Source organism: Actinoplanes sp. CA-252034, from assembly GCF_050956125.1.
Classification (GTDB): Bacteria; Actinomycetota; Actinomycetes; order Mycobacteriales; family Micromonosporaceae; genus Actinoplanes.
The window spans coordinates 6,321,483-6,341,070 of the sequence record NZ_CP191846.1; the positions used below are offsets into that span (position 1 = coordinate 6,321,483).

Genomic DNA, 19,588 nt, shown 5'->3' on the forward strand with positions numbered 1-19,588 from the left:
GGTGCACGGGAGTGCTTTTGTGATCCGGCCGTCCCGGGTAATGGGTGCCCACCCGCTGCCCGCTGATGAGGAGACCCGGTGAGCCCGCTGTCGTCGTGCCCGACCGTCGTGCTGTTGACCGTCTACCGGCCACAACCCCGGCTGACCGATCTCGTCGAGCGGCTGTACGCGGAGATGCCGGCGGGCTCGCACGTCGTGGTGGTCGACGACGGCAACGGCCCCGGCTGCCAGGACCTCTTCGACGCGGTGCGGGACCTCGGCGCCACCGTCCTGCGGCATCCGGCCAACCTCGGCAAGGGCGCCGCGCTGAAGACCGGCTTCGCGCACGTGCGCACCACGTATCCCCGGGCCGACGTGGTGTGCGCCGACGCCGACGGTCAGCACCACGCCGCCGACGTGCTGCGCGTCAGCGAGCTCATCCGGCCCGGGAGCATCGTCCTCGGCGTGCGCCGGCTGGACCAGATGCCGATGTCCAGCCGTCTCGGCAACACCATCACCGGGGCGCTCTTCCGCGCCGTGACCGGTTACCCGATCGACGACACGCAGACCGGGCTGCGCGGGTTCTCCGCCGGTCTGCTGGACTGGCTGTGCACCGTTCCCGGCGACGGCTTCGACTACGAGATGAACATGCTGCTGGACGCCGCCTCGGCCGGTCGCCCGATCGAGGCGGTCAGCATTCCCACCCGCTACCTCGACGGCAACAGCGCGTCGAACTTCAGCGGCGTCAGCGACTCCGTGCGCGTCTACCGCCCGCTGCTGCGGTACACCGCCGCGACCCTGACCGGACAGAAGCAGGACCGGCGGACGGCCGCGACGGGAGGCTAGGCCCCGGGCAGATCGACACCCTGCGGCGTACGGACGCCGCGGATCAGCAGGTACGCCAGGAGACCGAGCTCGGCGACGGTGGTCGGCACCTCCACCAGCGTGCGGATCACCTCCGGCGCGTCCGGCAGCCCGAACGCGAGCAGCGGATCGGCCACCCACGCCGCGGCCCCGGCCATCAGCAGCACACCGAGCACGCTGGGCAGCATCGGCGTGCGGTACGCGAGGTAGCCCGCCGGCAGCAGCCACAGGCCGAAGAAGACGCCGCCCAGCACGTACCCCTGCTGGTGAAGGGTGCAGAACAGGAGCACCAGCTCGGCCGGATGGCCGGGCTGGGTGGCGGTGACCAGCGCGCCGGCCTGGAAGGTCAGATTGACCAGGATCGAACCCGCGCCGACGCTGACGAAGACCAGCAGCGCGGTCGCGGCCCGCTCGCTGACGTGGTGCAGCAGACGGTGCAGCACCAGCCCGAGCGCCACGAAGACGGTGGCCATCAGGATGTCGGCGACCATTGTCAGCCGGAACAGGCTCTCGTTTCCGGCGATGTTCGCGGCGGTGCGGGCGGCGTCACCGGCGACGACCAGGCTGCCCCGCCCGCCCAGCTCGGCCCATCCACCCAGGAGGGCGAGCAGCAGGTAGAGCAGTCCGGCCAGCCGGGCCAGAGCCTTGGGTGTCGTGAGGTTCATGGTTGTCGAGGCTGGCGCACCCGCCCCGCCCGTGCCTCCACCCGCGGACGGTCCCGGCTCCACCCAGGGGTGGAGCCGGTGCGCGACGCGGTTCCCTACGCTGGCCGCATGCTCTCACCACCGCCCGCCTGGATCCGTGCGGGTCACTACCTGCTCGCGGTGGCCGCCGGCGCGGCCGGGTGGATCGCCACCGCCGCGGACCGGCTGTCCAGCCCGCTCACCCCGGCGGACGAGGACCTCGTCGGCGCGCTGCTCGTCGTCGACCTGCTGCTCGGCGTCACCACGCTGGCGCTGGTGCCGCTGCGCCGCCGTGCCCCGCCGGCCCTCGGGGTGGTGACGGCGGCGGTGCTGCCGTTCTCCGCGTCCGGGGTGGGCGCCGCGGCTTTCGCGATCGGAGCGATGGCGGCCCGTCGCCACCGCGGCCACGCCGTCACGGTGATCGTCGTCGCGACGATCTCGTCCATCGCGGCCGAGCTGGCCCTGCCCGGCTTCTCCCCCGGCTCGGTCGTCACCGTCGTCGTCTTCGTCGCGGTGTGCCTGGCCGTGGGCGCCTATGTGGGCACTCGACGGGACCTGATGACGTCGTTGTACGAGCAGGCGCGCACCGCCGGGAGCGAGCGTCTGCTGGCCGCCGCCGCGGCCCGTGACGCCGAGCGGACCCGGATCGCCCGGGAGATGCACGACGTGCTCGCGCACCGGATCTCGCTGGTGGCCCTGCACGCCGGGGCCCTGACGTACCGCGACGACCTGACCCGGGACGAGACCGTCGGCACGGCCGGCATCATCCAGGGCAACGCGAGACTCGCGCTGGCCGAGCTGCGCGAGGTGCTGGGCGTGCTGCGGTCCGGGACGGACGAGCCGGCCGACGAGGCCGAGCCGCCGCAGCCGACCCTCACGGAGCTGCCCGCGCTGGTCGCCGACACCGCCGAGGCGGGCACGACGGTCCGGCTGGACTGCACGGTGCCGGTCCATGACCTGCCGGAGACCGTGTCGCGCACCGCGTTCCGGATCGTCCAGGAGTCGCTCACCAACGCGCGACGGCACGCGCCCGGCTCGCCGGTGACGGTCGCGCTGTCGCGTACCGGCACGGATCTGGCGGTGACCACCGCGAATCCGGCGCCGCCCGGCGGACCCCGTGGTGAGCCGGGCGTCGGTCTGATCGGTCTGGCCGAGCGGGCCGCGCTCGCCGGCGGGTCGCTGACCGCCGGGATCGAGGCGGACGGGATGTTCGTGGTCCGGGCGAGGTTGCCGTGGCCGGTGTGAACCCGTTGCGGGTGGTGATCGTGGACGACGATCCGCTGGTGCGGTCCGGTCTGCGGATGATCCTCGGTGGCGCGCCGGGGGTCACCGTCGCCGGCGAGGCGGCCGACGGGCAGGTGGCCGTCGACGTGGTGACCCGGGAGGCGCCGGACGTCGTGCTCATGGACATCCGGATGCCCCGCACCGACGGCCTGGTCGCGATCCGGCGGCTGCGCGAGCGCGGCTCTCCGGCGCGGATCCTCGTGCTGACCACGTTCGACACCGACGAGCTGGTCATCACGGCGCTGCGGCTGGGCGCCGCGGGCTTCCTGCTCAAGGACACCGCGCCGGACGATCTGGTGACCGCGGTGCGGCGGGCCGCCCTCGGTGAGCCGATGCTGTCGCCGGGCATCACGACCCGGCTGATCGCCGCCGTCACCCGGGCCGCCCCGGTGGACCCGGCCGGTGACCTCCGGCGCCGGACCGCCCGGCGGCTGCTGGACCGGCTGACCGAGCGGGAGCGGCAGGTGGCCGTCGCCATCGCCGAGGGGCTCACCAACACCGAGATCGGGCAGGCTCTGCACCTCGGGGTCGCCACCGTGAAGACCCATGTGGGCAGCGTCTTCGCCAAGCTGGAGGTGACCAACCGGGTGCAGGTGGCCCGTCTCGTCCACGACGGCGGCCGGCCCGACTCCTGAGGCGACGGAGCACCGGAGTGGTCCCTCAGCGCGCCGAAGACCCGCAGCCGGACCATGCCAGGCCCGGCACGGTCACGAGCAGCCGAGGCCCGGGCCTGCCGTGCGGGGACACCGTGCGGGTGAATCCTGGCGGCGGAATACCGAGGTGTACCGCAGAATCGGGAAAGTGCCGGTCCGGAGTCGGGCACACGCGACGAGAGGGGCCCGATGACCGGCGCGTTCGCGGTACACAAGCGACACCACGACGACGGCATCGTGCGGGTCTCGGTCAGTGGCCGGATCGACGAGGACGTCAGCGCCGCCCTCGCGCTGCTGTTGGTCAACGCGGCCGTGCAGGACGGCGTCGAGGAGCTGGTGATCGATCTCGCCGACGTCCCGCTGCTCGCTGCGGCCGGCATCCGGAGCCTGCTGCGGGCCCGGGAGGAGACGGTCCGGCATGGCGGCGCGTTCCGTGTGGTGAACGTACGGCCCCTGGTCGCCACCACGTTGCGGGCGGCCGGCGTGGCCAGGTTGCTGCGGGTGGCGCCGGACCCGGAGCCCGCCGGCCCGGCCGCACCGACGCCGGACATCCTGCCGCGCGGCCGCCGGCGGTAGCTTGTGGGCATGAGATCGACGCTGTCGCTGTCCGTCGAACGTCTTCGCGTGATCACGCGCATCGACGGGGTCGACGTCAGCCGCGCCGACGGCAACGCCGGCGTCGACCCGTGGCACGTGCTGGTGCCGGTGAACCGCTTCGTGGCGACCGCCGAGCCGTCCAGCACGTTGATCGCCTGCTGCCCTGGCTGCGGCCCGGATTGCGACGCCGTCGAGGCGCGGATCCACCGCGAGGGGGACACGGTGCTGCCGCGATCCGGGCCCTGCTCGCCGCGCCGGCCGCGCGATGGCCGGCGGAGTGGCACGGCATCAGACCGGAGCGGCAGGCCCCACCGGCGTACGCCGGTCCCGCCTGGCGCCGCCTGGACCTGGCCTGAGAGCGCCGTGACGACCGACGTCACCATCCCGCCCGGCCTGTCGCTGCTGGTGACCGACCGGGTGCCGCCTGACCGGGATTCGACCACATCGGACATCATCGAGGCGTGGACGACCTTCTGATCAATCTGCTGGCGAGCGTCATCGCCGGTACGGCCGTGTGGCTGGCCGGTTTCCTGGTACGCCGCCGGAAGCTGGGCCGCGAGCGCGCCTTCTTCGGTCTCACGGCGGGATCGAGCTGCCTGATGGTGGTGTCACGGCACGCCTCGTCGCCCAGTGAGGCCAGCGTCCATCGCCGGGACGTCGCCGCGCTGGTCGAGCTGGCGACCATCGCCCGCGAGTGCGGGGCGCACGCCGACCGGGTCGGTGAGAGCCGGCCGACCGGGGAGATCGGCCGGCTGACCGAGTTCTGTGTCGGGGGCCCGGGCGAGGCCAACCCGCGTGGCGCCACCCATGTCCGGACGATCCTGCGCGGCGTGCGTTACGAGGTCTTCGACGAGGGCAGGCGGCGGCTGTCGTTCACCGTCGGCAGTACCGAGTACACGCTGAGCCCGGAGACCAGCTATCTGCTGCTGGCCCGGTTCTGGGGGCCGGCCGGTGGGCGACCGGTGTTCTTCCTCGGTGGACTGAGCGCGGGCAGCAACCTCGCGGGCGCCCGCTATCTGGCCGCGCACCACACCGCGCTGCACCAGAAGTACGGCGCCGACCGGCCGTTCGCGCTGGTCCTGCGGATCGTCGAGCCGGCCGCCTACGGCACCGACTTCACCGAGCTGGTCGCCGACGTCAGCGACATCGCGTTCCAGCCCGTCCCTGAGCCGGCGACGGAGCCGTCCCGGGCTGAGGGACGCGAGCCGTCCCCGGGCCGAGGGGACGCGAGCCGGTCTCACCTGTGCGAGGATCGGCAGCCATGAGACGGCTCGCGCTGTTGCTCGCGCTCGCGGTGACGGTGGTCCTGGTCCCGGCCACGCCGGCCGCCGCCGCGCTACCGGACGAGCTCGCCCATGTCGGCAACGCTCGCCAGGTGATCGTGGTGACCGGCCGCGGCTGGTCGTCGACCCACGCGACGGTGCGCGCCTTCCAGCGCGGCGCGGACGGCCGGTGGCGGCAGAGGTTCGCCACGATGAACGCCCGCACCGGTCACGGCGGCTGGAAGTGGGCGTCGAGCCGCCGCCAGGACACCGGCCAGACACCGGCCGGCACGTTCACCCTGACGAGCGCGTTCGGGGTCCGCGCCGACCCGGGGACCCGGTTGCCGTACCGCAGGGTCGACGGCAACGACTACTGGGCCGGCGACAATCGGGACCCGGGGACGTACAACCTCTTCCAGCCCTCCGCCTCGCCGAAGCGCACCTGGCGCATCTCGCAGTCGGAGCGCCTGGCCGCCTACCCCCGGCAATACGCCCACGCTGTCGTGATCAACTTCAACACCCCGTCGGGGGTACGGTGGGACGCCGCCCGTCGCCAGTACGTCGCCGCCACCAGGGCCGACACGCGACGCGGCTCGGCGATCTTCCTGCACGCCAGTGGCAGCGGCTCCACGGCCGGTTGCGTGTCGGTCAGCCGACCCGACCTGATCCGCCTGTTGCGCTGGCTGGACCCCGCGGCCAAGCCCCGCATCGTGATGGCCCCGTCCTCGGCCCTCCGCAAGGCCTGACGGGGTCGACCCCCAGCCCGGCCGCTCTGTCAGCCCCGGGTCCCCGTACGCCTGAAGGCCAGAACCGCGGCGCCGGCGCCGAGCAGTGCGGGGATCCCGATGAGTGCCACGGCGTCGAGCCGGCTGTTCGCATCGGATTCCAGGTACGGCTCGTCGAGCACCAGGGTGTACCACAGCAGACCGCTGGTGATCAGCAGGACCGCGGCGGTGACGGCCAGCGTCGCGCGCTGCGACGTCCGGTAGCCCCACACCGCCGCGGCGATGAGAGCGACGATGACGGCGAGCTGCCAGAATGCCGGTTCCACGTGACTCCCGTTTCCTCCGCGATCAATTCGACGCTGCGGACCGTATCAGCCGGACGCGAGTCACCGCGCCCGCGCGGTGTCGGCGGCTCGATCCGGTCGATCCTCCCGCACCGGCCCGTCGCTGCCGGCCCGTCGTGGCAGGGACACGAGGATCAGCAGCCCGGCGAGGCAGTAGCCGACACCCTGGGTGGCGATGACCGGGATGATGCCGAGCCGTTCGCCCAGGGTCCCGGCCGCCGCCGTCGCGGTCAGCATCGCCGCGGACTCGAGCATCACGATGGCGCCGTAGACACGGCCCCGGTGGCGGTCGTCGGTGGCGGTCTGGAAGACCGTGATCAGGCCGGCGACGGTCAGCGCGCCGGGCAGGCCGACCGCGACCATGATGACCACCGCCGGCCAGGGCGACCGGGTGAGCAGCGGGTAGAGGAACAGCGCCAGGTCGAGCAGGCCGAAGGCGACCGCCCCGTACCCCAGCAGCCGCCGGGGCGTGAAGCGGTGACCGAACATCGTGGTGAGCAGACCTCCGGCGATGCCACCGACGGCCTGCGCGGACATGATCGTCCCATAGGTCTGCGCGCTGCCCCGCAGGACGTCGTGCACGAACGGCGCCATCAGGGTGCTCATCGCGGCCTCGCCGATGCCCGTGATCACGGTGAAGACCATGACGACCCGCAGCGTCCGGGTGGAGACCGCGACCCGGAGGCCGTCGGCCCACTCGCGCAGCAGCCGGCGTGGGGCCTCCTCCGGTGTCGGGGTCGGGCCACGGTGGCGGCTCATCCCGGCCAGCAGGGCCGCGGCGACGGCGAAGGTGGCCACGTCGACGGCGGTGAGCAGGGCGAGTCCGCCGAAGGCCACGACGACACCACCGACGGCGGCACCGGCCAGCCGGGCCACGTCACGGGCCTGCGCGTTCAGCGAGTTGGCGGTGACCAGGTCCTTCTCCGCGACCAGCGTGGGCACGAGGGCCGCCTCGGCGGTGGAGAACAGCAACGCGAGGCAGCTCTGCCCGGCCAGCACCAGGTAGATGATCCAGGCCTGATCGGGCCCACGGACCGCGATCAACGGCAGCAGGCAGACGCCGAGCAGCAGGTTGGTGACGACGACGGTGCGCCGGCGGTCCCACCGGTCGGCGTAGACGCCGGCCACCGAGCCCATCACGACATGCGGGAGCAGGGCGGCGAGGACGGCGGCGGCCGACGCCACCGTGGAGCCGGTGAGGGCATAGATCTGATACGCCAGACCGGTACGCAGGATCCAGTCGCCGGTCGACGAGATGAGGTTCGCCGACACCAGCAGCCGGTAGTCCCGGTTGCCGGCGAGGAACGTCCGCAGCCGGCGCATCTCAGCCGCCCGAGACGGTGGGCGGCACCGGGACGGCCACCAGGGTGACGTCGACGGGCACCGCGCCGGCCGGACGGCTCCGCGGGTCGCCGAGGGGGCGGCGGTCGACCAGCGGTGTGATCAGCTCGTCCCAGGCCCGGGACAGTTCGGCCATCTCGTCGACGGTCAGGTAGACGAGGTTCTGTGAGACGCCGGTGCTCTCCGTCCACCGGGGGTCCTCGTCGCCGCGGCGTTGCTGCCAGTCGGCGAGCTGGGCGGCGCTGCGCTCCAGCAGGAACCGCTCGATCAGGTCGACCTGCTCCCACGCGTCGGTGGACTCCCCCGGATCCCACTGCTGGGAGGTCGCGGTGATCCGCCAGGGGCGCTCCCGGTTGTCACCGGCGTCGGCCGGCTCGACGAACCCGTATTTGGCCAGGTGGCGTAGGTGATGGGACGCGAGGGCCTGACTGACGCCCAGCTGGCGGGCCGCCTCGGCGGCGGTGATCGGCCCCTCGCGGCCCACGAGCGCGTGCAGCTTGAGACGTAACGGGTGAGCCAGGGCGCGCAGGGCCGTGGCTTCGCCGACTTTCCGTCGACCGGATTCCAAGGACATGCTTGGAGTCTTGTTCGGACGGTTCGCGATGTCAAGCAAATGCTTGGAATGCGGCGGCCGCGGCAGGCGTCACCCCCGACGCATCTCCTCGCCGAGCAGCGGTAACAGGGCCGCGACCAGGTAGGCGACCCCGCACAGCACGGCCACCCTCCCCGCCCCCACCGCGGCGGCGAGCGGCCCGACGGCCAGCTGTGACAGCGGAATCGCGACGAACGAGAACAGGTCGTCGAACGCCGACACCCGCGACAGCGCCTCCCGCGGCACCCGCGTCTGCAGAGCGGTGTCCCAGGTGATGGCCGAGATCGTGAAGCCGAGCCCACCGGCGAACGCCGCCGCGGCCACGATCCACGGCTCACCGGAGACCCCCAGCGCCAGCAGCGGCAACGCCGGAAGGACACCGAGCAACCGTCCGGTCCGCAGTGGCCGCCGGAACACCAGCCGCACCGCCACGATGCTCATCAGCAGCAGCCCGGCGGCGCGGACCGACAGCACCGCGCCCCAGCCGAGCGGCCCACCGTGCGAGGACACGAGCATCGGGCCGAGCACGTTCCACGGGCCGACGTTCACCGCGTTGACCACCGCGAAGGACACGCTGGTCAGCGCCACCCAGCGCAGCGACCGGAAGACCCGCCACCCGGCCACGAGGTCACGTCCCATCGCGGGAGCCGTGGGCGAGGTCCGGCTCCCGGCCGGCAGCCGCAGGAAGAGCACCGCCGCCAGCACGTAGCTGCCCGCGTCCACCGCCAGCGCCCAGCCCCCGCCGGCCGTGGCGGTGAGCAGACCGGCCGCGGTCGGCGCGAGGATGCGCACGGCATGGCCGCTGCCGGCCAGCAGCGCGTTGGCCCGCTGCAGATCGGTGTCGGCGACGAGCTCGGGCACGATCGCGCGCAGCGCCGGCGAGGCGAAGGCGCCGGCCGCCCCGGCCACCAGCGAGAGCGCCACGATCACCGCGAGGTGGTAACGGTCGGTGAGCAGCATGACGGCGATGCCACCGACGGCGGCGGCACTGACCGAGTTGGCGGCGATGAGCAGGAGACGACGGCTCGCCCGGTCGGCCAGCACCCCGCCGAGCAGCAGCAGAGCGAGCATCGGCACGATGTTGGCGGCGAGCACGAGGCCCAGGTCGGTGGCGCGGCCGGAGGCCTGGAGCACGGCCAGCGACAAGGCGACCGTGGTCATCGAGCTTCCGAACATGTCGACGGTACGGCCGGCGAAGAACCACCCGAAACGGCCGCGCAGCAGACGGCGTACCGGGGTGGCGGAGAGATCGGTTGTCACGGCGGTCATCGTGGTCGCGTACCACCGCCGGTTTGAACTCCTGCGGCAGATGCCGCAAGGTCGGCGCATGACCCTGATCCGCCTCGGTCCCGACGCCCTGCGCGCCTGCCGTTTCGCGCTCTCTCCGCTGGCCGAGACGCTGAGCCGGCTGATCACTCTGCGATGCGAGATCGACGGCGGCCGGCCCGGCCCGCAGGCCACCGCGCTGGCGGGCTGGCTCGATCACGATCCGTTCGCCGCGGGTCTGCTGCGGCTGGTGTCGGCCACGAAGTACCTGCCCGACTTCGTGGCCGTCCCCCCGTCGTCGATGACCACCCGGATCGACGACGAGCTGGCACAGATGCGTGCCGTCGACGACGCCGGGGCGAGAGCGACGATCGCCGAGTCGCGCCGGTTCGCCTGGATCGCGAGCAGCGTCGACTGGGCCGATGCCGACGGGGTCGCCGCCTCCGCCGCGGCGGTGTTCGCCCGCGGCTGGCAGTGGTTCGTCGAGCCGGACTGGCCACGCCGCCGGGCCGTGATGGAACGCGACATCCGGCACCGGGCGGGTGTGCTCGCGGCCCACGGCTGGCGGCAGGCCATCAGCGGCATCGGCAAGATCCGGTGGGCGGGCCCGGACGCGATCCTCTTCTCCACCCAGACCCACCCGGACCTGACCATCGGTGACCAGGGGCTCGTGCTGGTGCCGCACACCGGGACGGTCGGGCAGTGGACGTGTGAGGCGCCGCCCCGGTTCGCCCTGGTCTACCCGGCCCGGGGCGCCCTGGAGCAGGTGCACGTCCCGGCCGGCGGCGTCGCCCGGCTCATCGGTGAGGGCCGCGCACGCGTCCTCGCCGCGCTGGCGGACCCGACGACACCGTCACAGCTCGCGCTGCTCCTCGGCGTCTCGCTCGGCACCGTGTCGGGCCACCTCGCAACGCTGCGCGATGCCGGGGCGATCGTGGGGCGGCGCAGCGGCCGGGCGGTGTACTACGAGCGCACCTCACTGGGCGACTCCCTGGCCGGCCGGTGACGGAGGCGGATCCAACGGGGGCCCGGATCAGGCCGGGCCCCGGACCAGGCGGGGCGCCGATCAGGTTGGGCACCGATCAGGCGGATCCCGGATCATGCGAAGCGCCGGTGGGCGGGGCGCCGGTGGGCAGGGCCAGAACCATGGTGAGACCGCCGCCCGGGGTCTCGTCGGGGGTCAGGGTGCCGCCCATCGCCTCGGTCAGGCCGCGCGACAGCGCCAGCCCGAGCCCGACGCCTGTGTGGTTGTCGCGGTCGCCGAGACGCTGGAACGGCAGGAAGACGTCGTCCCACCGGTCGGCGGGGATGCCCGGCCCGTGGTCGATGACGCGCAACTCGACGGTGTCGCCGTGGCTGCTTCCGGTGATCACCGGTGGCCGGTCCGGCGGACTGTAGCGCAGCGCGTTGGCGACGAGGTTGACCAGCACGCGCTCCAGCAGGCCCGGGTCGGTGTGCAACATCGGCAGGTCGTCCGGGACGTGGACGGTCACGGTGCGGCCCGCCGGGCCGAGATCGTCGAGAGCGCGGGGTACGACCTCCTCGGCGCCCACCTCGACCGGGGTGACGCCGAGCGCCCCGGCCTGCAGGCGGCTCATGTCGAGCAGGTTCGCCACCAGCCGGTCGAGCCGGTCGAGGGACTCGTCGGCGGTGGCGAGCAGCTCCTCCCGGTCGTCGTCGTCGAACTGCACGTCCCGGCTGCGCAGCCCGGCGACCGATGCTTTCGCGGACGCGAGTGGCGTACGCAGATCGTGGCTGACGGCGGCGAGCAACGCGGTCCGCATCCGGTCCGCTGCCGCGAGTGGTTTGGCGGTGGCCGCCTCGCCGGCGAGACGCTCCTGTTTGAGCGCGACCGCGGCCTGGGCGGCGAAGGCCTCGACGATGCGCCGGTCGGAGGCCTGCAGGATCCGGCCCTTGATCAGCACCAGCAGGTTGTCGTCGACCTTGACCTCGATGTCGGCGTCGCCGGCCCGCTCGCAGCCGGGCTGCCCGACTCCGGCCACGACGGCCCCGTTCTCGAGCAGGGTCACCGAGTCGAGCGCGAACGTCTCCCGCAGCCGGTCGAGCAACGCCATCAGCGGGCGCTCGCCGCGCAGCACGCTCCCGGCGACGGTGGCCAGCGTCTGCGCGTCGGCGGAGGCCTGCGCGGCCTGCCGGGTCTTGCGGGCCGCGGTGTCGACGACCCAGCTGACCGCGACCGCGACCAGCACGAAGATGCCCAGGGCCAGCAGGTTCTGACTCTCGGCGATGGTGAACCGGCCGTACGGCGGGGTGAAGAACCAGTTCAGCACCAGAGATCCGCCGACCGCGGCGAGCAGCGCGGGCCAGAGACCGCCGATCAGGGCGACCCCGACCACCGCCACCAGGAACAGCAGGATGTCGTTCGTCAGTGACAGCGCCGGCCCCACCCGCAGCGCGAGCACGAGCAGTGGCAGCCCGAGCAGCGCGGTGACGAACCCGGCGATGCGGCGGCTGCGCGACAGCGCCGCCGGCAGCGGTCCGCGACGGCGGCCGCGGTTGGCGCGCTCGTGGGTGACCAGGTGCACGTCGATCGACCCGGACCGGGCGATCGTGGTGACGCCGACACCGGCGGAGAGGATCTGCGCGAACCGCCCGCGGCGGGAGGCCCCGAGCACGATCTGGGTGGCGTTGACGCCGCGGGCGAACTCCAGCAGCGCCTGCGGGATGTCGGCGCCGGTGACCTGGTGGTAGGTGCCCCCGAGGCTCTCGGCGAGCAGCCGCTGCCGGGCCAGCTGGGCGGGGTCGGCGCCGGCCAGCCCGTCGTTACGGGTGACGTGCACGGCGAGCAGGTCGGCGCCCTTGGTCCGGGCGGCGATGCGCGCGGCCCGCCGGATCAAGGTGTCGCCCTCGGGACCGCCGGTCAGCGCCACCACGACACGCTCCCGGGTCTCCCAGGTGGCGTCGATGTCGTTGTCGGCGCGGTACTTGTCGAGCTGTTCCTCGACCTTGTCGGCCAGCCACAGCAGGGCCAGCTCCCGCAGCGCGGTGAGGTTGCCGGTGCGGAAGTAGTTACCGAGCGCGGCGTCGACCTTCTCGGGCCGGTACACGTTGCCGTGGGCCATCCGGCGGCGCAGTGCCTCCGGGGTCATGTCGACGAGCTCGACCTGCTCGGCGGCGCGCACCACCGCGTCGGGGACGGTCTCGCGCTGTTCGGCGCCGGTGATGCGGGCGACGACGTCGTTGAGCGACTCCAGGTGCTGGACGTTGACGGTGGTGAGCACACTGATGCCGGCGTCGAGCAGGTCCTGGACGTCCTGCCAGCGTTTGCCGTTGTGGGAGCCCGGGACGTTGGTGTGCGCGAGCTCGTCGACGACGGCGATCTCGGGCCGGCGGGCGAGGACGGCGTCGAGGTCCATCTCGGTGAACGTCGCTCCCCGGTAGGTCGTCTCCCGGCGCGGCACCACCTCCAGGTCGCCGAGCATGGCGGCGGTGTGCCGGCGGCCGTGGGTCTCGACCAGGGCGATCACCACGTCGGTGCCGCGTTGCGCGCGGCGGTGCGCCTCCTCGAGCATGGTGTACGTCTTGCCCACGCCCGGCGCGGCGCCGAGGTAGATACGCAGTTCCCCGCGTGCCATCGCATCCTCCGTAGGGCCGTGCCGGGCGTGTCCGGTCACCTGCCGTCGAGCGCCAGGTTCAAGTCGAGGACGTTGACGCCCCGTTCACCGAGAAAGTCCCGGGTGTGCGCGGTGATCATCCCCTGGACGCCGGCGAGGTCGAGCCCGCGTTCCCGCGCGACACGCGGGGCCTGCAGTGTGGCGTAGGCGGGGCTGATGTGCGGGTCGAGGCCGCTGGCGCCGGCGGTGACCGCGTCGGCGGGCACGACCGGCCGGTCCGGGGCGTCACCGCGGATCGGGGTGATCACGCCGCCGAGGGCCCGGTAGTCCTGGCCCCCGGTCGCGGGCTCCACGGTCACGCCCCGGTAGGTGGCGGTGAACGGGGTGCCGGTCTGGTTGACCGACACGACCCGGGTGATCGGCCCGGTGAACCCGTCGCGGTGGAAGACCGCTAGCACCGCGCCGACACCGTCGCCGGTGCAGTAGGGGCGGCTGCCGTCGACGCCTTCGAGCTTGCCGACGGCGAGGCTGCGGGTGCACACGCGGGTGAGCAGGCTCTGCCGGGCCGGCGTGTCGACGACGTCCTCCGGGCCGAGGTTGCTCGCGCCGGTGGCCGTCGGGTCGTAGCCGTCGCCGGCCGCGGACGGACGGCTCTGGAAATACCGGGGCACCGGGTCGCCGGCGGCGTCGGTGAACGACTGGCCGATCAGGGTGCTGCCGACCGGCGTCATCGATCCGGCGGCCCTGTCGGACAGGCCGGGGATCCGGCCGACGCCGACCAGGAGCAGCGGGTAGGCCAGGCCGACGACGGCGGTGAGGACGAGCAGCGCGCGCAGCGCGGCCAGGTGCTGGGCGAGCCAGACGGGAAGTCGCATGGTGATCAGATCCCGGGGATGAGCTGGATGAGCAGGTCGATGAGCTTGATGCCGAGGAACGGGGTGAGCACGCCGCCGAGGCCGTAGATCAACAGGTTGCGGCGCAGCAGGACGGCGGCCGGCGAGGGCCGGTAGCGGACGCCGCGCAGGGCGAGCGGGATCAGGAACACGATCACGATCGCGTTGAAGATCACCGCGGACAGGATCGCCGAGCCGGGTGAGTGCAACCGCATGATGTTGAGCGTGTCCAGGCCCGGGTAAACGGCGGCGAACATGGCCGGGATGATCGCGAAGTACTTGGCGATGTCGTTGGCGATGGAGAACGTCGTCAACGCGCCACGGGTGATCAGAAGCTGCTTGCCGATCTCGACGATCTCGATCAGTTTCGTCGGGTCCGAGTCGAGGTCGACCATGTTGCCGGCCTCTTTCGCAGCCGACGTCCCGGTGTTCATGGCGACGCCGACGTCGGCCTGCGCGAGTGCGGGCGCGTCGTTCGTACCGTCGCCGGTCATCGCGACCAGTCGCCCACCCTCCTGCTCCTGCCGGATGAGCGCGAGTTTGTCCTCGGGGGTGGCCTCGGCGAGGAAGTCGTCGACGCCGGCCTCCGCGGCGATCGCGGCCGCCGTGCGCGGATTGTCGCCGGTGATCATGACGGTGCGGATGCCCATCCGGCGCATCTCGGCGAACCGTTCGCGCATGCCCGGCTTGACCACGTCCTTGAGGTGGATCACCCCGAGCACCCGATCATTGTCGGCCACCACCAGCGGGGTGCCACCGGAGCCGCTGATCGCGTCGACGATCTCGGCGACCTGCTCGCCCGGCTGCCCGCCGTTGGCTCGCACCCACTTCGTCACCGCCGTCGCGGCGCCCTTGCGGATCCGGCGGCCGCCGAGGTCGACGCCGCTCATCCGGGTCTGGGCGGTGAACGGCACGAACGTCGCGTCACCCGCCGGGCCGGGCTCGCGCTGCCCGTACTCCGACTCGGCCAACTCGACGATCGAGCGGCCCTCGGGCGTCTCGTCCGCGAGGCTGCTCACCCGCGCCGCTCCGGCGAGATCCTCGAGATCAACCCCATCGAGGGGTACGAACTCCGCCGCCCTCCGGTTCCCGAAAGTGATCGTGCCCGTCTTGTCCAGCAGCAGGGTGTTCACATCCCCGGCCGCCTCGACCGCGCGGCCGCTCATCGCCAGGACGTTGCGCTGCACGAGCCGGTCCATGCCCGCGATGCCGATCGCCGACAGCAGCGCCCCGATGGTGGTCGGGATCAGGCAGACCAGCAGCGACACCAGCACGATCCCGGTGACGCCGTCGCCGTCGATCGCCGTGGTGTCCGGGGCCGCCGCCTGATACGCCTTCGAGAAGATCGCCAGCGGCTGCAGGGTGACGACCGCCAGCAGGAAGATGACCGTCAGCGCGGCGAGCAGGATGTTGAGCGCGATCTCGTTCGGGGTCTTCTGCCGGTTCGCGCCCTCGACCAGGGCGATCATCCGGTCCACGAAGCTCTCCCCCGGCTTCTGGGTGATCCGCACGACGATCCGGTCGGACAGCACCCGTGTGCCGCCGGTGACCGCCGACCGGTCCCCACCGGACTCGCGGATCACTGGAGCCGACTCGCCGGTGATCGCCGACTCGTCGACGCTGGCGATCCCCTCGATGACGTCGCCGTCCCCGGGGATGATCTGCCCGGCCTCGACGATCACCACGTCGCCGAGCCTCAGATCGCTGGCCGTGACGTCCCGGCCGTCCCGGAGGTGGGCGACGGTGTCCTGTTTGGCGCTGCGCAGCGTGGCGGCCTGCGCTTTGCCCCGGCCCTCGGCGACGGCCTCGGCGAGGTTGGCGAAGACCACGGTCAGCCACAGCCAGATCGTGATGAGCCACGCGAACAGGCTCGGCTCCACGATGCTGAGCACGGTGGTGAAGACCGCACCGACCTCGACGATGAACATCACCGGGTTGCGCCACATCACCCGCGGGTCCAGCTTGCGCAGCGCGGCCGGCAGGGAGCGCCACAGCTGCCGCGGGTCGAGCAGGCCGGCCTTGACCGGGGCGGGCGGCGGGGTGGGGCCGGCCTCGATCAGGTCGTCCAGGGTGGCGGTCATCGGAATCCCTTTCTGCAGCTCACGGGTTTGCCCGGTCATGACAGGCCCTCCGCCAGCGGGCCGAGCGCCAGCGCCGGGAGGAAGGTCAGCGCCACCAGCACGACGGTCACGCCGGCGACCATGCCGACGAACAGCGGCCGGTGGGTGGGCAGGGTGCCGTCGTTCTCCGGTGCCGGCCGCTGCCCGGCCAGCGAACCGGCCAGCGCCAGCACCAGGATCAGCGGCAGGAACCGGCCGAACAGCATCGCGAGCCCCAGCGCCGTGTCCCACCAGGGGGTGTTGACGGTGATACCGGCGAACGCGGAGCCGTTGTTGTTGCCGGCGCTCGTGAACGCGTACAGCACCTCGGAGAGGCCGTGCGGACCCACGTTGAGCACCGTGGAGGCGTTTCCGGTCGCGAACGCCGCGGCCGTACCCCCCAGGACGATGACGGGGGTGACCAGGAAGTAGAGGGACGCCAGCTTGATCTCGCGCGCCCGGATCTTCTTTCCCAGATATTCGGGGGTACGCCCGACCATCAGCCCCGCCACGAAGACCGTGATGATCGCCAGGATCAGCATGCCGTAGAGCCCCGACCCGGCCCCGCCGGGCGCGACCTCGCCGAGCATCATGTTGACCAGGGGCATCATGCCGCCGAGAGCGGTATACGAGTCGTGGAACGAGTTGACCGCGCCGGTCGACGTGAGGGTGGTCGCGGCGGCGAAGGTGGCCGAGTTCGCGACGCCGAAGCGGACCTCCTTGCCCTCCATGGCCGCGCCGACCGCCTGCGGCACCGTGCCCGCGCCGTGCGTCTCGAAGCCGACGGTCAGCGCGATGCTGCCGAGCGCGAGGATCGCCATGACCGCGGCGATCGCGTAGCCCTGCCGGTTCTGGCCCACCATCCGGCCGAAGACGCGCGGCAGCGTGAACGGGATCAGCAGGATCAGGAAGACCTGCAGCCAGTTGGTCCACGCGGTCGGGTTCTCGAACGGGTGGGCCGAGTTGGCGTTGTAGAAGCCGCCGCCGTTGGTGCCCAGTTCCTTGATCGCCTCCTGGGAGGCGACCGGCCCGCCGGTGATGTGCTGCGCCCCGCCGGTCAGCGTCGTCACGTCGACGCCGCCGGACAGGTTCTGCACCACGCCGCCGAGCATGAACACGATCGCCGCGAGCACCGACACCGGCAGCAGGATCCGCAGGGTGATCCGGATCAGGTCGACCCAGAAGTTGCCGAGCGCCTTCTCACCGCGAGCGGCCAGGCCACGCATCAGCACCACGGCGACCGCGATGCCGACGCTCGCCGACACGAAGTTCTGCACGGCGAGCCCGGCCATCTGCACCAGGTGGCCCATCGTGGACTCGCCCGAGTAGGCCTGCCAGTTCGTGTTCGTCACGAAGCTGACCGCGGTGTTCCAGGCGATGTGGTCCGGCACGGCGGGCAGGCCCAGTGACAGCCACAGCCTGTCCTGCAGCCGCAGGAAGGCGTAGAGGAACAGGATCGAGACCGCGGAGAAGGCGAGCACGCTGCGCGCGTAGACACCCCAGGTCTGCCCGGCGCTCGCGTCCACGCCGACGAGCCGGTGGACACCGCGCTCGATCCGGTTGTGCCGGGTGCCGGTGACGACGCGGAACATGTGATCGCCGAACGGCCGGTACACCGCCGCGAGGGCCACGGCGAGGGTCAGCACGAACAGCCAGCCGGCCATCAGAACCTCTCCGGGAAGAGCAGGGCGGCGACCAGGAAGGCGGCCAGGGCGACGGCCAGGATGAGGCCGATCAGGTTGACGGCACTCATCAGCGCTCGGCCGCCTTGACCAGCCCGGTGAACGCTGCGAACAGCCCCACCGTCAGCACGACGAACAACAGATCAGCCACGGGGAGCTCCTTGATGAAGCGAGGGGGTCACAAGGAGCAGCCAACCGCGCCGCGAACCCGCCGTCACCGGCGTTCACGCGATGCCTACGCCGGGGCTCGCGATGTTGACGCCGTTTTGACGCCTCCCGTGACGCCCGTCACCTGGCCCGGCGGACGGCTCATGGCTGCTCTGCGGGCCGGGCGTCCGGCGCCTCCTCGTCCGACCGTCGGCGCTGGGCGATCCACGCCGTCACCTCACTGGTCCGCCAGACCTTGCCCTGCGCCAGATCCGCCACCGGCTCCGGAAAGTCCGGACGGGCCGTGAGCTGGTAGACCCGCTGCCGGCTGATCCCGTCGAGCAGCACCCGAAGCTCGTGGGCGCCGACGAACTCACTGTCGATCATGCCTTGCCCTACGCTAACTGTCATAGGGCAACTGTACAGGCGACCGCCGCGAGCGAGAAGGGCATCCTCCGGCGAGACACCCGCCCGGGGCCCTCCGTCGCGGGGTGTTCTCCGGAGAGCGACACCCGCGTGTTGAATGTCGTTTAATTTCCGGCAAAGCCGCATTCTTCGGTACGTGGTGACACTTCGCGAAGACGATCCGGAGCCTCCGACGCTCGGGATCCGGAAGAGGGAGCTCCGGGCCGCCCGGTGGGCCGCGCTCCTGGCGGTGCCGGGCGTGGTGATCGGCGGCCTCACCTTCTGCGAGCAGCAGCGCAAGGAGATCGAGCGGGACGCCGACCAGGTCGTCTTCTGGGAGGACGGCCCCTACGTCGACAAGGCCGATCTCCGCAGGCACGTGACCCGGATCACGGTGCGAAACACGTCGTCGCAGCCGGTGACCGATGTGGTGCTGCAGGCGATCGGAGACGGCGACGCGTACCGGCCGGAGATCGTCGTCGCCACCGTGCCGCCGTGCCGGGAGATGGTCATCTGGGTGCAGCGCGACATCCTCCAGGAGACGTGGCACCGGATGGGCCGTTCGATGGCGCTCGCCGACGTGCCGCTGTGGCGCACCGCGCGGATGGACTTCACCGTCGGCGGCGAGAGCTGGGAGCGGACGAAGACCGGCCTGGCCCCGCGCCCGGCCCGCGCACACGACACGTGGCCGGCGGAAGGGCTCGCCGCCGCGCGGATCGTCCGCAACCCGGATGCCGAGGCGATCCCGTGCGGCAGGGACGGGTGACTCCACCCTCCCCGCTACGATCTGCGCCGTGAGCAACCCGATCGGACCCCTGCGCTGGTACGCCGTCCTCGCCGTCCTGTTCTTCGGCATCCTGCCGGCCGCGCTGCTGGCCCTGCTGGTGGCCGGCGGCGACACACCGTGGCAGGTCGGGCTGCTGCTGGTCGGCGGGGTTCCGCTGGTGCTGTGCGCGATCATCCTGGTGGTGCGCGGCTTCCGTGCCGCCGAGCCGAGTCTCGCCGAGCAGTTGCTCAAGCGTGGCATGGCGTTCATCGCCGGCGCCGACGTGCTGATGCTGGGCGGCAACGCGCTGATCCGGATGGCCACCGGCGCCTGACCACCGAATAGCAACGCCTCTACCCTCCCTCAGCTCTGCCGCCGGCGTGACAGACGCCGATCAGTAGGCCATTCCGCTTCATCGAGAAGGGCCTACA

At 72.3% G+C, this 19,588-nt stretch carries 21 protein-coding genes; 10 read left to right on the forward strand and 11 right to left on the reverse strand.

Annotation, left to right across the window (positions count from 1 at the left end):
• The first annotated feature begins 78 nt into the window (after positions 1-78).
• Positions 79-825, forward strand: a complete 747-nt coding sequence (locus tag ACQPZW_RS29165) for a glycosyltransferase family 2 protein (RefSeq protein WP_433789220.1) — start codon at positions 79-81, stop codon at positions 823-825.
• On the opposite strand, the gene ACQPZW_RS29170 is transcribed toward ACQPZW_RS29165, so the two are convergent.
• Positions 822-1,508, reverse strand: coding sequence for a DUF4386 domain-containing protein (locus ACQPZW_RS29170; RefSeq protein ID WP_433789221.1), 687 nt, complete (start codon positions 1,506-1,508; stop codon positions 822-824). The two genes, ACQPZW_RS29165 and ACQPZW_RS29170, sit on opposite strands and share 4 nt — an antisense overlap.
• A gap of 108 nt (positions 1,509-1,616) precedes the next feature.
• On the opposite strand from ACQPZW_RS29170, the gene ACQPZW_RS29175 reads away from it, so the two are divergent.
• From ACQPZW_RS29175 to ACQPZW_RS29200, 6 genes are all read left to right on the forward strand, one after another.
• On the forward strand, positions 1,617-2,771 hold the full coding sequence (locus tag ACQPZW_RS29175) for a sensor histidine kinase (RefSeq protein WP_433789222.1): 1,155 nt from the start codon (positions 1,617-1,619) through the stop codon (positions 2,769-2,771).
• Entirely contained in the window at positions 2,759-3,445 is a 687-nt protein-coding gene (locus ACQPZW_RS29180; protein WP_433789223.1) for a response regulator, read from the forward strand. The genes ACQPZW_RS29175 and ACQPZW_RS29180 overlap by 13 nt, the downstream gene beginning before the upstream one ends.
• A 207-nt stretch (positions 3,446-3,652) precedes the next feature.
• Positions 3,653-4,039 carry an anti-sigma factor antagonist gene (locus ACQPZW_RS29185; protein WP_433789224.1) on the forward strand — a complete coding sequence of 129 codons (387 nt, stop codon included), beginning with the start codon at positions 3,653-3,655 and terminating at the stop codon, positions 4,037-4,039.
• 9 nt (positions 4,040-4,048) lie between these two features.
• Entirely contained in the window at positions 4,049-4,537 is a 489-nt protein-coding gene (locus ACQPZW_RS29190; protein WP_433789225.1) for a hypothetical protein, read from the forward strand.
• The gene (locus ACQPZW_RS29195) at positions 4,522-5,325 is read left to right on the forward strand and encodes a hypothetical protein (RefSeq protein WP_433789226.1); all 804 of its coding nucleotides are present in this window, start codon (positions 4,522-4,524) and stop codon (positions 5,323-5,325) included. The genes ACQPZW_RS29190 and ACQPZW_RS29195 overlap by 16 nt, the downstream gene beginning before the upstream one ends.
• The gene (locus ACQPZW_RS29200) at positions 5,322-6,068 is read left to right on the forward strand and encodes a L,D-transpeptidase family protein (protein ID WP_433789227.1); all 747 of its coding nucleotides are present in this window, start codon (positions 5,322-5,324) and stop codon (positions 6,066-6,068) included. Before ACQPZW_RS29195 ends, ACQPZW_RS29200 begins: the two co-directional genes overlap by 4 nt.
• Before the next feature lie 29 nt (positions 6,069-6,097).
• On the opposite strand, the gene ACQPZW_RS29205 is transcribed toward ACQPZW_RS29200, so the two are convergent.
• From ACQPZW_RS29205 to ACQPZW_RS29220, 4 genes are all read right to left on the reverse strand, one after another.
• A complete protein-coding gene (locus tag ACQPZW_RS29205; protein WP_433789228.1) occupies positions 6,098-6,373 on the reverse strand; it encodes a hypothetical protein in 276 nt (91 codons plus the stop codon).
• Positions 6,374-6,433: 60 nt separating this feature from the next.
• A complete protein-coding gene (locus ACQPZW_RS29210; RefSeq protein ID WP_433789229.1) occupies positions 6,434-7,714 on the reverse strand; it encodes an MFS transporter in 1,281 nt (426 codons plus the stop codon).
• A gap of 1 nt (position 7,715) precedes the next feature.
• Positions 7,716-8,306: an ArsR/SmtB family transcription factor gene (locus ACQPZW_RS29215; protein ID WP_433789230.1), complete on the reverse strand. Its 591-nt coding sequence runs from the start codon at positions 8,304-8,306 to the stop codon at positions 7,716-7,718.
• 69 nt (positions 8,307-8,375) lie between these two features.
• Positions 8,376-9,584 (reverse strand): MFS transporter, encoded by a 1,209-nt coding sequence (locus ACQPZW_RS29220; RefSeq protein ID WP_433789231.1) that lies wholly within the window; start codon positions 9,582-9,584, stop codon positions 8,376-8,378.
• A 67-nt stretch (positions 9,585-9,651) separates the two neighbouring features.
• Between ACQPZW_RS29220 and ACQPZW_RS29225 the strand changes: the two genes are divergently transcribed.
• Positions 9,652-10,596, forward strand: a complete 945-nt coding sequence (locus tag ACQPZW_RS29225; RefSeq protein WP_433789232.1) for an ArsR/SmtB family transcription factor — start codon at positions 9,652-9,654, stop codon at positions 10,594-10,596.
• 76 nt (positions 10,597-10,672) lie between these two features.
• Here ACQPZW_RS29225 and ACQPZW_RS29230 read toward each other — a convergent pair whose 3' ends face one another.
• From ACQPZW_RS29230 to ACQPZW_RS29255, 6 genes are all read right to left on the reverse strand, one after another.
• Complete coding sequence (locus ACQPZW_RS29230) at positions 10,673-13,186, reverse strand: DUF4118 domain-containing protein (protein WP_433789233.1); 2,514 nt, start codon at positions 13,184-13,186, stop codon at positions 10,673-10,675.
• 35 nt (positions 13,187-13,221) lie between these two features.
• Complete coding sequence (locus ACQPZW_RS29235; RefSeq protein WP_433789234.1) at positions 13,222-14,040, reverse strand: potassium-transporting ATPase subunit C; 819 nt, start codon at positions 14,038-14,040, stop codon at positions 13,222-13,224.
• Between the two features lie 5 nt (positions 14,041-14,045).
• The gene (gene kdpB, locus ACQPZW_RS29240) at positions 14,046-16,139 is read right to left on the reverse strand and encodes a potassium-transporting ATPase subunit KdpB (RefSeq protein ID WP_433789235.1); all 2,094 of its coding nucleotides are present in this window, start codon (positions 16,137-16,139) and stop codon (positions 14,046-14,048) included.
• Positions 16,140-16,174: 35 nt separating this feature from the next.
• Positions 16,175-17,821: a potassium-transporting ATPase subunit KdpA gene (gene kdpA / locus ACQPZW_RS29245; protein ID WP_433789236.1), complete on the reverse strand. Its 1,647-nt coding sequence runs from the start codon at positions 17,819-17,821 to the stop codon at positions 16,175-16,177.
• Entirely contained in the window at positions 17,821-17,910 is a 90-nt protein-coding gene (kdpF, locus tag ACQPZW_RS29250; protein ID WP_433789237.1) for a K(+)-transporting ATPase subunit F, read from the reverse strand. The genes kdpA and kdpF overlap by 1 nt, the downstream gene beginning before the upstream one ends.
• Before the next feature lie 238 nt (positions 17,911-18,148).
• Positions 18,149-18,373, reverse strand: coding sequence for a helix-turn-helix transcriptional regulator (locus ACQPZW_RS29255; RefSeq protein WP_433789238.1), 225 nt, complete (start codon positions 18,371-18,373; stop codon positions 18,149-18,151).
• A gap of 175 nt (positions 18,374-18,548) precedes the next feature.
• Here ACQPZW_RS29255 and ACQPZW_RS29260 point away from each other — a divergent pair, with 175 nt between their 5' ends.
• Positions 18,549-19,157 (forward strand): hypothetical protein, encoded by a 609-nt coding sequence (locus ACQPZW_RS29260; RefSeq protein WP_433789239.1) that lies wholly within the window; start codon positions 18,549-18,551, stop codon positions 19,155-19,157.
• A 28-nt stretch (positions 19,158-19,185) separates the two neighbouring features.
• Positions 19,186-19,491: a hypothetical protein gene (locus ACQPZW_RS29265; protein ID WP_433789240.1), complete on the forward strand. Its 306-nt coding sequence runs from the start codon at positions 19,186-19,188 to the stop codon at positions 19,489-19,491.
• The last annotated feature ends 97 nt before the right edge of the window (positions 19,492-19,588 follow it).